General features: G+C 57.3%; 14 protein-coding genes. 9 read left to right on the forward strand and 5 right to left on the reverse strand.

Features of this window, described 5'->3' with window-relative positions; genetic code table 11:
* The first annotated feature begins 47 nt into the window (after positions 1 to 47).
* Positions 48 to 293, forward strand: a complete 246-nt coding sequence (gene tusA / locus G5171_RS18815) for a sulfurtransferase TusA (RefSeq protein ID WP_216979834.1) — start codon at positions 48 to 50, stop codon at positions 291 to 293.
* 21 nt (positions 294 to 314) lie between these two features.
* Positions 315 to 662 carry a RidA family protein gene (locus G5171_RS18820; protein ID WP_021229265.1) on the forward strand — a complete coding sequence of 116 codons (348 nt, stop codon included), beginning with the start codon at positions 315 to 317 and terminating at the stop codon, positions 660 to 662.
* A gap of 144 nt (positions 663 to 806) precedes the next feature.
* Here G5171_RS18820 and G5171_RS18825 read toward each other — a convergent pair whose 3' ends face one another.
* Together G5171_RS18825 and G5171_RS18830 are read right to left on the reverse strand one after the other, a co-directional pair.
* Positions 807 to 1,463 carry an OmpA family lipoprotein gene (locus G5171_RS18825; protein ID WP_005339468.1) on the reverse strand — a complete coding sequence of 219 codons (657 nt, stop codon included), beginning with the start codon at positions 1,461 to 1,463 and terminating at the stop codon, positions 807 to 809.
* 129 nt (positions 1,464 to 1,592) lie between these two features.
* Positions 1,593 to 2,165 (reverse strand): DNA-3-methyladenine glycosylase I, encoded by a 573-nt coding sequence (locus G5171_RS18830; RefSeq protein ID WP_421260589.1) that lies wholly within the window; start codon positions 2,163 to 2,165, stop codon positions 1,593 to 1,595.
* A 222-nt stretch (positions 2,166 to 2,387) separates the two neighbouring features.
* On the opposite strand from G5171_RS18830, the gene glyQ reads away from it, so the two are divergent.
* The 4 genes from glyQ (at position 2,388) to G5171_RS18850 (ending at position 7,378) form a co-directional block, all read left to right on the forward strand.
* Positions 2,388 to 3,311: a glycine--tRNA ligase subunit alpha gene (gene glyQ, locus G5171_RS18835; RefSeq protein WP_005339464.1), complete on the forward strand. Its 924-nt coding sequence runs from the start codon at positions 2,388 to 2,390 to the stop codon at positions 3,309 to 3,311.
* Positions 3,312 to 3,320: 9 nt separating this feature from the next.
* Entirely contained in the window at positions 3,321 to 5,390 is a 2,070-nt protein-coding gene (glyS, locus tag G5171_RS18840) for a glycine--tRNA ligase subunit beta (protein ID WP_421260590.1), read from the forward strand.
* 85 nt (positions 5,391 to 5,475) lie between these two features.
* Complete coding sequence (locus G5171_RS18845) at positions 5,476 to 6,324, forward strand: hypothetical protein (protein ID WP_421260591.1); 849 nt, start codon at positions 5,476 to 5,478, stop codon at positions 6,322 to 6,324.
* A 289-nt stretch (positions 6,325 to 6,613) separates the two neighbouring features.
* Positions 6,614 to 7,378: an EAL domain-containing protein gene (locus G5171_RS18850; protein WP_421251524.1), complete on the forward strand. Its 765-nt coding sequence runs from the start codon at positions 6,614 to 6,616 to the stop codon at positions 7,376 to 7,378.
* Positions 7,379 to 7,496: 118 nt separating this feature from the next.
* On the opposite strand, the gene G5171_RS18855 is transcribed toward G5171_RS18850, so the two are convergent.
* Positions 7,497 to 8,714 carry a 4Fe-4S binding protein gene (locus G5171_RS18855; protein WP_337073719.1) on the reverse strand — a complete coding sequence of 406 codons (1,218 nt, stop codon included), beginning with the start codon at positions 8,712 to 8,714 and terminating at the stop codon, positions 7,497 to 7,499.
* A gap of 155 nt (positions 8,715 to 8,869) precedes the next feature.
* Entirely contained in the window at positions 8,870 to 9,577 is a 708-nt protein-coding gene (locus G5171_RS18860) for a GntR family transcriptional regulator (RefSeq protein ID WP_216979828.1), read from the reverse strand.
* A gap of 282 nt (positions 9,578 to 9,859) precedes the next feature.
* Here G5171_RS18860 and G5171_RS18865 point away from each other — a divergent pair, with 282 nt between their 5' ends.
* Both G5171_RS18865 and G5171_RS18870 read left to right on the forward strand, forming a co-directional pair.
* Positions 9,860 to 11,449, forward strand: a complete 1,590-nt coding sequence (locus G5171_RS18865; RefSeq protein WP_421260598.1) for an alpha-glucoside-specific PTS transporter subunit IIBC — start codon at positions 9,860 to 9,862, stop codon at positions 11,447 to 11,449.
* Positions 11,446 to 12,771, forward strand: a complete 1,326-nt coding sequence (locus G5171_RS18870) for a 6-phospho-alpha-glucosidase (protein ID WP_421260592.1) — start codon at positions 11,446 to 11,448, stop codon at positions 12,769 to 12,771. The genes G5171_RS18865 and G5171_RS18870 overlap by 4 nt, the downstream gene beginning before the upstream one ends.
* Before the next feature lie 64 nt (positions 12,772 to 12,835).
* Here G5171_RS18870 and G5171_RS18875 read toward each other — a convergent pair whose 3' ends face one another.
* Complete coding sequence (locus G5171_RS18875) at positions 12,836 to 13,840, reverse strand: substrate-binding domain-containing protein (protein WP_005355925.1); 1,005 nt, start codon at positions 13,838 to 13,840, stop codon at positions 12,836 to 12,838.
* A gap of 434 nt (positions 13,841 to 14,274) precedes the next feature.
* On the opposite strand from G5171_RS18875, the gene G5171_RS18880 reads away from it, so the two are divergent.
* Positions 14,275 to 15,396 carry a branched-chain amino acid ABC transporter substrate-binding protein gene (locus tag G5171_RS18880; RefSeq protein ID WP_005342436.1) on the forward strand — a complete coding sequence of 374 codons (1,122 nt, stop codon included), beginning with the start codon at positions 14,275 to 14,277 and terminating at the stop codon, positions 15,394 to 15,396.
* Positions 15,397 to 15,417 lie beyond the last annotated feature (21 nt).

Consider the following 15,417-nt stretch of genomic DNA (forward strand, 5'->3'; position numbering starts at 1 on the left):
AGCCCTGAGTATCATTGGCAGCCGAATAGGTTGAAGGTTGATAATAGATGAGTGATTTATTCTGCGATGCGACCCACGAGTTGGACGCAATCGGGCTTCGTTGCCCGGAACCCGTTATGATGGTTCGCAAGAAAGTGCGGCTGATGGCGGATGGCGAGACCCTGCTGGTCAGCGCCGACGATCCTTCAACCACCCGCGACATCCCCAGTTTCTGCCGCTTTATGGATCACACCCTGGTCGCCAGCGAGACAGAGCAGGCCCCCTACCGCTATCTGATCCGCAAGGGTCACTAAGCCCCCGTACCGGAGCACTCCATGACAACCATTACCCGAATCGGCACCACCCAGCGTTGGTCAGACGTCGTCATCCACAATGGCACCCTCTACGTGGTGGAAGTGCCCGTCAGCGAAGAGGCCGACATCCACCAGCAGACCCGCGAAGTGCTGGCGAGCCTGCAACGCCTGCTGGAAGCCAACGGCTCCGGCGTAGACAAAATTCTGATGGCCAATATCTATCTCAAAGACATTGGTGACATCGCTGCCTTCAACGAGCAGTGGGATGCCTGGATCCCGGCTGGCACCGCACCCGTGCGCGCCTGCGTACAAGCCCGCCTCGCCCACGAAGGCTACAAGGTGGAAGTGCAGCTGACAGCGGCGGTCTAAGAGGCGCTTATCCCCCTCATCCCCGCCCCTTCTCCCACGAGGTGAGAAGGGAGCAAACAACAAGGCGCCATTGCTCGCAACTGCGCCAATAGAAAGGCCCCGCCATCACTGGCGGGGCCTTTTCGTTACCGAAACCTGAGCGACTTAGGCGGTCGGGGTCAGGGTAATGGTCACGCGGCGGTTCTGGGCTTTGCCAGCGGCGGTGCTGTTGGTAGCAACCGGCTGATCCGGGCCCACGCCAGTGGTGGAGATGCGGCTTCCTGCTACGCCCTGACCAATCAGCTGGGCGGCAACGGCATCGGCACGATCGCGGGAAAGCTTCATGTTCAGGTCGCGGGAACCGGTACTGTCGGTGTGACCGACCACGTTCAGGCGGGTCTTGTCGAACTCGGCAACGACCATGGCCACGCCGGAGAGGGTGTTGGCTCCGGCCGCTTTCAGCTGGGAGCTGGAGCTGTCGAAGGTCACGTTGTTCGGCATGTTGAGGATCAGCTCATTGCCATTACGGGTCACGCTGACGCCGGTGCCCTGCAGCTTCTCGCGCAGCTTGGCTTCCTGCACGTCCATGTAATAGCCGATACCGCCACCCAGCGCCGCGCCAGCAGCAACGCCGGTCAGGATGCCCTTCTTGCGGTCACCCTTGCTGGAAGAGAGCGCACCTACGGCCGCACCGGCAGCGGCGCCAGCCAGCGCGCCCCAGGCACCTTTGGAGGTCTGAGATTCACCTGTGTAGGGGTTGGTGGTACAGCCGCTCAGGGCAACGGTCAGTGCCAGAGCAGGCACCAGGATCTTGGCTCGCATGAAAAAACCTCTGTGAAAACAATCCGGCACCATGCCGGGGGCCGGATTGTAACGCGCTGGCACGCCATTGTCTGACGCAAGCCTGAATCGACGGCGAGAGTGATGTTTTTTTGGCCAATCGGCGGGCCGTCAGCGCGGTAACTGACACTCGGCGTGGCAAGGACAGCTGACCAGATGATCGTTCACCATCCCCACCGCCTGCATAAAGGCGTAACAGATGGTGCTGCCGACGAAGTTGAAGCCAAGCTTCTTGAGCGCTTTCGACATGGCATCCGACTCCGGCGAGGTCGCCGGAATATCGCCGTTGCCCTGCCGCTGGTTGACGATGGGGGCACCGCCAACAAAGCCCCACAGGTAGTCGGCGAAGTCGATCCCCTGCCCCTGCAACGCCAGATAAGCGCGGGCATTTCTGATGATCGACTGCACCTTGAGCCGGTTGCGAATGATGCCGGTGTCCTGCATCAGCCGCTCTACATCCTGCTCGTCGAACCGGGCAATCTGCACCGGATCAAAGTCGGCATAGGCGCGGTAGTAGCTCTCGGTGCGCTTGAGGATGGTGATCCACGACAGTCCCGCCTGCTGGCCGTCGAGGCAAAGCTTGGCAAACAGCTCACGCGAGTCATAGACCGGCCTGCCCCACTGTTTGTCATGGTATTCAATGTATTCCGGGTCTTTGGTCACCCAGGCGCAACGCAGTTCCATTTCCTCTCCCTCGTCATTTCAGCGGTTTGCCCGACCCTGCCCACTCTGCAGGCGGCACTGCTCACATCATATACCGGACATCCCGCCCGACCAGCCAGAGCGCAGCACCATCCCGCGAATCCGCTGCAATTTCGCCTATTATCCGACCATGCCAGACGGTATACTCCCTCGGTTCACATTCAGCAAATCTTGCTCTGATTTTCACTTCGCGCGAAAAAAATTATGCAAAAATTCGATGTCAAAACCTTTCAGGGCCTGATCCTGCAGCTGCAGGACTATTGGTCCCGCCAGGGCTGTACCATCATTCAGCCGCTGGATATGGAAGTGGGTGCCGGTACTTCCCACCCCATGACCTGTCTGCGTGCCCTGGGCCCGGAGCCCATCGCCTGCGCTTACGTGCAACCGTCCCGCCGTCCGACCGACGGCCGCTACGGTGAAAACCCGAACCGCCTGCAGCACTACTACCAGTTCCAGGTGATCATCAAGCCTTCCCCCGACAACATTCAGGAACTCTATCTGGGCTCCCTGAAAGAGCTGGGCATGGATCCTGAAATCCATGACATCCGCTTCGTGGAAGACAACTGGGAAAACCCGACTCTGGGTGCCTGGGGTCTGGGTTGGGAAGTGTGGCTGAACGGCATGGAAGTGACCCAGTTCACCTACTTCCAGCAGGTCGGCGGCCTCGAGTGCAAGCCGGTCACCGGCGAGATCACCTACGGTCTCGAGCGTCTGGCCATGTACATTCAGGGCGTAGACAGCGTCTACGATCTGGTCTGGTCTGACGGCCCGCTGGGCAAGACCACCTACGGCGACGTGTTCCACCAGAACGAAGTGGAGCAATCCACCTACAACTTCGAACACGCCGATGTGGAGTTCCTGTTCCACTGCTTCGAGCAGTACGAGAAGGAAGCCCAGAATCTGCTGGCACTGGAAAAACCGCTGCCGCTGCCTGCCTACGAGCGCATCCTCAAAGCCGCTCACTCCTTCAACCTGCTGGATGCCCGCAAGGCCATCTCGGTCACCGAGCGTCAGCGCTACATCCTGCGCATTCGCACCCTGACCAAGGCCGTGGCAGAGGCATACTACGCCTCCCGCGAAGCGCTGGGCTTCCCGATGTGTCAGCGCAGTGAGAACAAGCAAGGTTAAGGAACGGACATGGCACAACATACATTTCTGGTAGAGATCGGTACTGCTGAGCTGCCGCCCAAAGCCCTGCGCTCCCTGGCCGAAGCCTTTGCCGACAACTTCAAAGCCGAACTGACCAAGGCCGATCTGGCCTTCGGCGACGTCGAGTGGTTTGCCTCACCGCGCCGTCTGGCGCTGAAGGTAAGCGAGCTGGCTGGCGAACAGCCGAGCAAGAGCGTCGAGAAGCGCGGCCCGGCCGTGGCGCAGGCGTTCGATGCCGAAGGCAAGCCAACCAAGGCTGCCGAAGGCTGGGCCCGTGGCAACGGCATCACCGTTGAGCAGGCCGAGCGTCTGGTCACCGACAAGGGCGAGTGGCTGGTTCACACCGCCAAGGTTGAAGGCCGTCCGGCCGTCGATCTGCTGGGTGAGCTTGTTAGCCAAGCGCTGGCCAAGCTGCCCATCCCGAAAATGATGCGCTGGGGCGACAAGACCATCCAGTTCGTGCGTCCGGTCTTCACCGTGACCCTGCTGCTGGATGGCGAGCTGGTTCCTGCTCACATTCTGGGTATCGACTCTGCCCGCACCATCCGCGGTCACCGCTTTATGGGCGAGAGCGAGTTCACCATCAACAACGCCAGCCAGTACCCGCAGATCCTGCAGGAGCGCGGCATGGTGATTGCCGACTTTATGGCGCGCAAGGCCAAGATCAAGGCTGACGTCGAAGCGGCTGCCGCCGCCTTCGGTGGCGTGGCCGATCTGGACGACGACCTGCTGGAAGAAGTGACCGCACTGGTCGAGTGGCCTGTGGTGCTGACCGCCAACTTCGAAGAGAAGTTCCTGGCCGTTCCGGCTGAAGCGCTGGTGCACACCATGAAGGGTGACCAGAAGTACTTCCCGGTCTACGACAAGAATGGCAAGCTGCTGCCGAAGTTCATCTTCGTCACCAACATCGAGTCCAAAGACCCGAGCCAGATCATCAGCGGCAACGAGAAGGTGGTTCGCCCCCGTCTCTCTGACGCCGAGTTCTTCTTCAAGACTGACCTCAAGCAGACCCTGGCCTCCCGCCTGCCGCGCCTTGAAACCGTGCTGTTCCAACAACAGCTGGGCACCGTCAAGGCCAAGGTCGAGCGCATCGAGACCGTCGCTGGCTTTATCGCCGAACGTATTGGCGCCGACGTGGCTCAGGCCAAGCGTGCCGGTCTGCTCTCCAAGTGTGACCTGATGACCAACATGGTCGGCGAGTTCACCGACACCCAGGGTGTCATGGGGATGCACTACGCCCGTCACGATGGCGAAGACGAAGCGGTGGCCGTGGCCCTCAACGAGCAGTACATGCCGCGCTTTGCCGGTGATGCCCTGCCGTCCGGTCTGGTTGCCTGCGCCGTTGCGCTGGCCGACAAGTTCGACACCCTGGCCGGTATCTTCGGCATCGGCATGCTGCCGAAGGGTGACAAAGACCCGTTCGCCCTGCGTCGCGCCGCCATCGGTGCCCTGCGTATCATGACCGAGAAGCAGCTGGATCTGGATCTGGTTGAACTGGTTGAAGAAGCGGTACGCGTCTACGGCGACAAGCTGACCAACAAAACCGTCGTCACCGACGTGGTCGACTTTATGCTGGGCCGCTTCCGCGCCGCCTATCAGGACGAAGGCATCGGTGCCGACGTGGTGCTGGCCGTACTGGCACGCCGCCCGACCCGTCCGCTCGACTTCGATCGTCGCGTCAAGGCCGTCAGCCACTTCCGCACGCTGGATGCCGCACTGGCACTGGCTGCCGCCAACAAGCGCGTGAGCAACATTCTGGCCAAGGTCGAAGGCGAGTTGCCGACTGCCGTCAAACCGGAACTGCTGGTCGATGCCGCCGAGAAGGCGCTGGCCACCCAGGTTGCCGAACTGCAAGCCGAACTGGCCCCGCTGTTCGCTGCCGGTGACTATCAGGCAGCCCTCACCCGTCTGGCCGCCCTGCGCGAGCCGGTCGACACCTTCTTCAACGAAGTGATGGTGATGGCCGACGACGAAGCCCTCAAGGCCAACCGTCTGGCACTGCTGAACAACCTGCGTAACCTGTTCCTGCAAGTCGCGGATATCTCCCTGCTGCAGTGATGTTGGTTGGGTTGAGTGATATTAAAAACGGCGCCGTAAAGGCGCCGTTTTTATATAAACTAATTCTCTTCAACAAGGAGTTAACATGAGTAAACTGGACTTATGGGAGCAGCCTATAAAATCTACTGGTGAAAATGGAATTTTCAAAAAACAGGATTGGATAAAAGAAGCAGATGGGAAAATAATTAGTGCCAAGCTTCTACGGAATTGCGCCAAAAACGCACAACTTAAATTCGAAAATCTCACAAGAGATAGTAATGGCAACATCATTAGAGCCAGCTCACAAGAGACTTTTGAACTTCTTGATGAAAAAGCTGCGGCTAATAAGGCAAGTTTTTTATTACTTGGTTATGCAATTGAACTTCTGCTGAAGTCTAGTATTGTATCTTTGCTTATTTCAGCACCCAAAAAAATCCTTGATAAGAAGATGAAAAGTTATAGTCATGGGTTAATCAACATTACCAATGACTTAAGGCTAAGCTTATCTAGAGATGAGCGATCGCTTTTAGTAGAGTTAGAAAAATTCATTGTTGAAGAAGCGAGGTATCCACTAAAGTCTTATTCGCCAGCTGAATATTGCGAAGACCTAAATAAAGTCAATCAGCGTTTCTCTGATCATAGTAAGTTTAATCTTGGGGTAGAACTATTTACTCGACTCAGAGCAGTCATGATGGATATAGATGGAACTCCGGGCGACCCCAAATTTTACAACCATATGGGAATGGAAGATAATGGATTTATTATTTTCCGAGCAGGAGGTTCATTACCAGCTGTAATTATAATAAAATTTTGTGATTCACAAATAAGAAATGGTTTGAATAATTTAAACCATGTAAGACGTCTTCTACTGAAAAAGAACGAACACGACATGACCATATATTCACGTTTAATGGAAAAAAACATGGATGAATGCAATTTTCTTTGTCGTAGATGAAAAAAAGGGCTTAAAAAAAGTTGAATATGACTACGCTGGGACACCCACCTAGCGGGTAGGTTCGATTAGCCGTCAGGCGTAATCGGACGTTCGCGTAAATGGATTATCCCGCCATCACGGCCAGTAGAATTTCCCCCTCCAGCTGGCCGATCCTGCTTCACGACAACAACCGTAATCAAAACCTCTCGATCGTCCGATTACGCTGCGCTAATCGAACCTACAGCGGGGTAATGAGCTGTTATCATTTGAGACAGTGCCCAGTGCCGCCACGGCCAATCAGAGGAACGTCATGAACATACCAACCGCCCCCGCCCCGTCAATCTGCCAGCAGTGTCAGGAGCAGGTGGATCTCGACTTCGATTTCACCATGGCCTTCCAGCCCATCGTCGATTGCAGCCAGCGCACCATATTCGGCTATGAGGCGCTGGTGCGGGGGATCAACAACGAACCCGCGCAGAGCGTGATTGCCCGGGTCAACGACGACAACCGCTACCGCTTCGATCAGCTGTGCCGCATCAAGGCCATCGCGCTGGCCGCCCGCCTCGATATGCGGGGCATGCTGAGCATCAACTTTCTGCCCAACGCGGTCTACCGCCCGGAGCGCTGCATCCGCACCACCCTGCAGGCGGCCCGCGAGCATCTCTTTCCCATCGAGCAGATCATGTTCGAGCTGACCGAGGTGGAGCAGGTGCAGGATAGCCAGCATCTCCGCAGTATCGTCGATCACTATCAGGCCCTCGGCTTCAAGACGGCAATCGATGACTTTGGCGCCGGTTACTCGGGCCTCAACCTGCTGGCCGATTTTCATCCCAACATCGTCAAACTCGATATGCACCTGCTGCGCGGCATCGACCATGACCCGACCCGACAAGCCATAGTGCGCCACTGTCTGGCACTGTTTGCGGAGCTGAAGATCACCCCGCTGGCGGAGGGGATCGAGACCCGCGAAGAGATGGCCTGCCTGCGGGAGATGGGCGTCAGCCTGATGCAGGGCTATCTGTTTGCCCGCCCCGGCTTTGAAACCCTGCCCGAGGTGGATTTCGCCAACTGGTAAGCCATATCGGCCTTGCCCCCTCAACCCACCCCCGCCTGAATAAGAAAACGGACACCCGAGGGTGTCCGTGTGCGTACCCTGTGATCTTGCACCATGGTCACACTGTCACCTTCCCCAGTTAATGGGTCAGCTGTGGCAACAGTTGCAACAGGTGAGCCCGTATCGCCAGCGGCGTCTGGCTGGCCCAGATATCCAACAGGCCATGCGTAAGCAACGGCAGCACCAGCAGCAACAAGCAGAGCAGCCCCAGCAAACGGCTCGGTGCGAGCCGGAGCACCTTGCTGCCAAGGTGCAGGGCCTCGACCCGCTTGGGGCAGGCTGCCACGCAGCTCAGGCAGCCGGTGCACTCCAGGCTGCGAACTGCGATAAGCTGGTGCACCGCAATGCGCGATGGACAGGCCCGGCTGCACTTGTCGCAGTCATGACCCTGGCTTCGCAGGCAGCGGGCCGGGTCACGGCGAATGCGCAGCGGCGTCAGTAGCCCCAGTAGGGCGAGCCAGGCGCCATAAGGGCAGAGGTAGCGGCAGAATCCCTGACGAAAGGTCGCGGTAAGCAGCAACACCCAGCCGAGGCACAGACCCGAGATCAGGGTCATGTTGAAGAAGAAGGCTCCCATCTTCATATCCGCCGCCTGATGGTAGGGGCTGGTGAAGTAGCCGGGCAGAGCAGCAGCCGGCACCGCCAGCAGGATGATGAAGAGCAGAAAGCCGAGCACCAGAAATTTCTGGGTGCGCAGGGCAAGATCCAGCCAGCGCGGCGGGCTCCACTCCCCCGGCAGCAACCGGTGGCGCAGGCCATGTAGCCATTCCCCCACCAGCCCGAGCGGACAGAACCAGGCACAGAACGCCCGCCCCAGCAGCAGGGCCGACAGGGAGAGCACCAGTACGGTGACGGTGGCCGCCGGATGGTGGGGATCCACCAGCCCCTGCGCGAACCAGGCCCGCAGCCCGAGGCCACCGGCGATGGGCAGGAAGGCATCCACCACGTCCGGGCGCACCAGCCAGGGGCTCATCCCCTGTCCCAACTGCCAGATATGCAGGCTGTATTGCACTGTGACCAGCCCCCAGCAGAGCAGCAGCAGATGGCGAGTGCGCGCCCGCAGCCACTGGCTGTCGAGCGCTTCCAGGGCGGGCAGCGGCCGCCTCTGATGCCGGAGGGCAAGCACGGCGGTGACCGTCCCCAGTGCGAGCCAGAGCAGACTGTCCGCCACCAGCAACCAGACCAGCCCCAGCAGGCCGAGCGCAAGACGCCCCGGCCAGCCGGTGCGCACCTGCCACGCCAACCGCACCAGATAAACCATACCGGCCACCATGGTTATCGCTTCAATCACGCTCATGCATCCCCCACTACCTACATCCGGATCCGGCAGCAAGGATAACTAACATTTGAGTTGATTATTTTGATCTGCATGGGCCGAGGGAGGAGTTATGGCCAATGCCTCCCTCGCAGGCTCTCCCCTCTTCAACGACACGCCGCCTCACCAGCCAGGAACTAGCCGCGGGCACGGTGGAGGTGGTAGTCAACGTGATAGTCGTTGGCATTACGGAACATGATGGAGTAGTTGAGGAACTCTCCGCTCTCGCTGTATGAGAGTGAGGTGAGCCGCAGGATAGGGGCTCCCTGCTCGATATGGAGCTGCTCGGCAGTAACCCGATCCGCCAGCACGGCACTGAAGCACTCATAGTTGCCCGCAATCGCGATGCCGCACTCCCGTTCGATGTAGTCGAATTTGGACCCTTCCAGATGGGCTACCGACAGATTGCGAAACAGTCTGACCGGCATATAGCTCTCTTCCAGCAGCAGTGCCCGACCATCCACCGAGCGGATCCGGCTTGAGTAATAGACGGGTTCATTCACCTTAACCCTCAGCTGACTGGCGATGGCCGGTGGCGCGGGCATGGTACGAAACTCCAGTACCTGGCTGGTCAATGTGCGCCCCTGCTCGCGCATCAGTTCGGTAAACCCGCTCAGACCTTTGGTCTCATGCTGGACATCCTTTTTTGTCACATAGGTGCCGCTGCCGTGGCGCCGCTCGACCAATCCCCACTCGATCAACATATCTACCGCTCTGCGAATGGTCATGCGGGAGACGCCATACTGTTCTGCCAGCGCTTTTTCGCCCGGCAACACATCTCCCACCCGGCACTCGGCACCGTTTACCCTGATCCTGAGTCGGTCAGCCACCGATTTATAGATCACTGCTAGACATCTCCTGTGGTCACAACGCCAACCATCTTATTCTTAAGTAAGTGGATAAATTGCATAAAAACAATAACTTAAATTTAAACTAAAGCTGCAAGAACATCACAAAACCAAGAGGTACAACAATATCGCAAAAGTTAGACATCTTTGTCTAAATAACTGCATGCGTCAGATCACATTATTTCAAGATATTTCATGAGGTCTCTTTTTATCGTTGCTAATTTGCATCTGGCAACACCGGCAAGGATTCGATTAGCTATTTCAACCAAGGGACAATATATGCTCAGTCAAATTCAACGTTTTGGCGGAGCAATGTTCACTCCTGTACTGCTTTTTCCTTTTGCAGGTATGGTAGTAGGCATTGCAATTATGCTGAAAAACCCGATGTTTGTCGGTGAATCACTGGCAAACCCACAAGGATTATTCTTCCAGATCATCCATATTATTGAAGAAGGTGGCTGGACAGTATTCAGGAATATGCCGCTTATATTTGCGATTGGCCTGCCAATCGGTCTGGCAAATAAGGCACAAGCCAGAGCCTGTCTGGCTGTATTGGTCAGTTTCATGACCTGGAACTATTTTATCAACGCCATGGGCATGACCTGGGGCAGTTATTTCGGGGTCGACTTCAGTCAGGATGTAGGGGGTGAAAGTGGCCTCGCCATGGTAGCGGGGATCAAGACCCTGGATACCAGCATCATAGGGGCCATCGTCATCTCCGGCATCGTGACGGCACTGCACAACCGCCTGTTTGATCGCCAACTGCCGGTCTTTCTCGGCATATTTCAGGGCAGCTCCTTTGTCACCATTGTCGCCTTCTTCGTGATGATCCCCTGTGCCTGGCTGACCCTGCTTGGCTGGCCAAAAGTACAGATGGGCATCGCCTCCCTGCAGAATTTCATGCTGATCTCGGGTCCGGTCGGGGTGTGGGTATACACCTTCCTCGAGCGGATTTTGATCCCGACCGGCCTGCATCACTTTATCTACGGCCCCTTCATCTTCGGCCCAGCGGCAGTAGAGGGGGGCATTCAACTCTACTGGGCGCAGCACATGCTGGAGTTCAGCCAGAGCACTCGCCCGCTGATTGAACAGTTCCCTCAGGGTGGCTTTGCCCTGCATGGCAACTCGAAGATTTTCGGTGCCATGGGGATTGCCCTGGCCATCTATGCCACGGCAGCCAAAGAGAACAAGGCCAAGGTTGCAGGCCTGCTGATCCCGGCCACCCTGACCGCCATTCTGGTCGGCATCACCGAGCCGCTGGAGTTCACCTTCCTCTTCATCTCGCCGCTGCTGTTTGCCATCCACGCCCTGCTGGCAGCCACCATGTCGACTGTGATGTACCTGTTTGGAGTGGTCGGCAACATGGGTGGAGGTCTGCTCGACCAGTTCCTGCCGCAGAACTGGATACCCATGTTCCACAACCATGCGGGAATGATGTTCACCCAGATCGCTATAGGGTTGGTCTTTACCGGCATCTGGTTCCTGATATTCCGCGCGCTGATTATCAGGCTCAATCTTAAAACACCGGGCCGGGAAGACAGTGAAATAAAGCTTTATTCAAAATCAGATTATCAGGCAGCCAAAAACCAGCGTGGCAGTGATAGTGCAACACAAATTATCGAAGCGCTTGGTGGAGTCAAAAATATACGCAGTCTGAATAATTGTGCCACGCGCTTAAGAATATCGCTGGTTAACAGCAAGCTAGCCGCTGCAGATGAGGCGTTTATTAAATTAGGGGCCCATGGTGTCGTCCGCCATGGCGATAGTATCCAGGTAATTATCGGTCTGCATGTACCTCAGGTACGTGAAAATATGGAATCGATTATGAACAACAGTCATCAACAATCGTCTTTAGTAATGGAGTCATGATCATGAAAAAATTCTCTGTAGTCATTGCCGGTGGTGGCAGCACTTTTACTCCTGGTATCGTTCTGATGTTGCTGGAAAATCAACATCGCTTCCCGCTCAAGGAGATCAAATTCTACGACAACGATGGTGCCCGTCAGGAGATCATCGCCGAAGCCTGCAAAATCTTGCTGAAAGAGAAGGCTCCCGAGATCGCCTTCAGCTATGGCACCGACCCCAAAGCAGCGTTTAGCGATGTTGATTTCGTCATGGCCCATATCCGGGTTGGCAAATATCCGATGCGCGAGCTGGACGAGAAGATCCCGCTGCGTCATGGCGTGGTCGGTCAGGAGACCTGCGGCCCGGGCGGTATCGCCTATGGCATGCGCTCCATCGGCGGGGTGCTGGAGCTGGTCGACTATATGGAGCAGTACTCACCCAATGCCTGGATGCTCAACTACTCCAACCCGGCCGCCATTGTGGCCGAAGCGACCCGTCGCCTGCGTCCCAACGCCAAAATCCTCAACATCTGCGACATGCCGATCGGGATCGAGGGGCGCATGGCCCAGATTGCCGGTCTCAAATCCCGCAAAGAGATGCGGGTACGCTACTACGGCCTCAACCACTTTGGCTGGTGGACCCGCATCGAAGATCTGGAAGGCAACGACCTGATGCCGAAGATCAAGGAGCACGTCGCCCGCCACGGCTATGTGCCCAATAGCGCCAGCCATGCCGAAGCAAGCTGGAACGATACCTTCGCCAAGGCAAAGGATGTGTGGGCGCTCGACCCGGATACCCTGCCCAACACCTATCTGAAGTACTACCTCTACCCGGACTATGTGGTGGCCCACTCCAACCCGGAACACACCCGCGCCAACGAGGTGATGGAGCACCGCGAGAAGCAGGTCTTCACCGCCTGTAACGACATCGTCAAGGCAGGCAATTCAGCAGCGGGCGAGCTGGAGATCGATGAACACGCCTCCTATATCGTTGACTTGGCAACCGCCATTGCCTTCAACACCCAGGAGCGGATGCTGCTGATCGTTCCCAATCGCGGCGCCATCCCCAACTTTGACCCGGAAGCCATGGTCGAGATCCCCTGCCTGGTCGGCAGCAGCGGGCCAGAGCCGTTGCTGGTGGGCAGCATTCCGCTGTTCCAGCAGGGTATGATGGGCCAGCAGGTCGCGGTCGAGAAACTGGTGGTCGAAGCCTGGGTCGAGCACTCTTACCAGAAACTGTGGCAAGCCATCACCCTCTCCAAGACAGTACCCAGTGCATCGGTGGCCAAGTCCATTCTCGATGACTTGATAGAGGCCAACAAAGCCTACTGGCCGGAACTGAAATAAACCGCCCATAAACAAAAACCCCCTCGTGACAGAGGGGGTTTTTCGTGTTGGCAACGGGTGTGGATTAACGCAGCGGTTTGACCGAGCGACGGACAATCAGCTCGGGCTGTACCGTCATCGATTCCACTTCCAGCTCCTTGTTGCGGATCCGGCTGACCAGATGCTTCACCGCCAGCTGGCCCAGTTCGGCCTTCGGGTGACGGATGGTGGTCAGCGGCGGGCTGGAGAAGCGCGCCATCTCCACATCGTCGTAGCCGATGATGGAGATATCGTCCGGCACCTTGACTCCCGCTTCCCAGGCAGCGCAAATCGCGCCGATCGCCATGGGATCGTCGAAGGCAAAGACCGCGGTCGGACGAGGCTGCAGGGCCAGGATGCGCTGCATGGCATCGAAGCCGCTCTGGCTCTCGTAGTCCCCTTCAAAGACCTGTTCATCTTTAAGGGTCAGACCGTGCTCGCCCAGCGCATCACGCACCCCGTCCAGTCGCTGCTGGGTGGTCGGCTTGGAGAGCTGGCCAGTGATGCAGACGATGTCACGGTGCCCCAGCTCCAGCAGATGGCGTACGGCCATGCGGGCGCCGATGCGGGCGTTGTCGTTGATGACGTTGGCGAAATCGCACTCCGTGCCCCAATCCAGTACCACCTGCGGCACGTTCTTGTGGATGCGCAGCATGTCGCGCAACGGGGTGTCGATATCGGTCCCCAATACCAGCAGACCATCCACCCGTTTTTCCATCAGCATTCTCAGGTAATGCTGTTGGCGAGGCGGCTGGTTTTCGGTGTTGCAGAGGATCAGGCTGTAGCCCTGTTCGAAGCAGTACGCTTCAACCCCTTGCACCACTTCCGCGAAGAAGGGGTTTACGCTGGTGGTGACCAGCATGCCAATGGTCTTGGTCGAATTTATCTTAAGACTGCGCGCTACCGAGTTGGGCGCGTAGTTGAGTTCTGCCACCGCCTCAATCACTTTCTGGGTCGCGTCTTCGCTGACCCGCCGAGTGTGGTTGAGCACATGTGAGACGGTGGAGATGGATACGCCTGCGCGCGAGGCGACATCCTTGATAGTGGCCATCTCTGTCTCCTGACTGTCAAAGGCGGAACATTAGCAGATTTCCCGAATAAAGGCTTGGTTTTAACGGGCTCTGCCACGGAATTGTCAATGCCGGCTAATTTAGGCGCTCATTTCTGTTTGCGCAAACGATTAATGGTCAAAATGGGAGCACCATCAGAGTAAAATATCACCAGACTAATCCTCTGTGCTTCATCATAATCACCTCTGGTTACCAAGATGTTAAGGCGAAGAATCGATACTAAATTCCAATTAAACACAAATGACAGGTCATTTATTTCAAAATAAGCCCACCCCACCCCCTCTGGTTAGTATCTTTAACAGCTTGTTATTGCCCCGTGAGGAATGATAGAACCATACCTATAGCCGGATGCACGGGATGTCGATCCGGAATGGCACTCGTAAATGAAACAATCCACTGATTAAGGGACGAATCAATGCATAAGTTGAGCAAAATTACAGTAAGCGCAGCGGTTTCTTTGGCTCTGTTTGGATCGATCTCCATCGCACACGCGGCAGACACCATCAAGATAGGTATCGCAGGCCCGCTCACCGGCCCGGTTGCCCAGTACGGGGACATGCAGTTCACCGGCGGCAAGATGGCGGTCGAGCAGATCAACAAGGCTGGCGGCATCAATGGCAAGCAGATCGAAGCCGTCATCTATGACGACGCCTGTGATCCCAAGCAGGCGGTAGCCATCGCCAACAAGGTGGTAAATGATGGCGTCAAGTTCGTGGTCGGTCACCTCTGCTCCGACAACACCCTGCCCGCCTCCGACATCTATGAAGACGAGGGGATCCTGATGGTCACCCCCGCCTCCACCAACCCCAAGATCACCGAGCGCGGTTACCAGCTGACCCTGCGCACCATCGGCCTGGATAGCGATCAGGGCCCGACTGCCGCCAAGTACATCATCGAGCAGGTCAAACCCCAGCGCGTGGCCGTTATCCACGACAAGAAGCAGTACGGTGAAGGTATCGCCTCCAGCGTCAAAGCCGCACTCGACAAGGCTGGCGTGAAGGTGGTGGCCTATGAAGGGATCACCGCCGGTGACAAGGACTTCTCCGCCCTGATCGCCAAGCTGCAGAAAGAGAACGTCGATTTCGTCTACTACGGCGGCTATCACCCTGAGCTGGGCCTGATCCTGCGTCAGGCTGGCGAGAAGGGGCTGAAAGCCAAGTTCATGGGCCCGGAAGGGGTGGGTAACAAGGATATCTCCGCCATCGGCGGCCCGGCTTCCGAAGGCCTGCTGGTGACCCTGCCGAACAAATACGATCTGGTGCCTGCCAACGCCCCGCTGGTCGCTGCGTTCAAGGCCAAGGGTCAGGACTCCTCCGGCCCGTTCGTCTGGACCACCTATGCCGCGGTGCAGAGCCTGGCTGCCGGTATCGCCAAGGCGGGTGAAGATGACCCGGCCGCTGTTGCCGCCGCCATCAAGGCCGCACCGATCGATACCGTGATGGGCCCCCTGACCTGGGCACCTAACGGTGACCTGAAAGGCTTCGAATTCGGTGTGTTCCAGTGGCACGCTGACGGTACTTCCAGCCAAGTCAAATAATCTGCCGATCGGGGGTGAGTA

Origin of the sequence: Aeromonas sp. 600774 (assembly GCF_049175075.1) — a bacterium.
Lineage (GTDB): Bacteria > Pseudomonadota > Gammaproteobacteria > Enterobacterales > Aeromonadaceae > Aeromonas > Aeromonas veronii_A.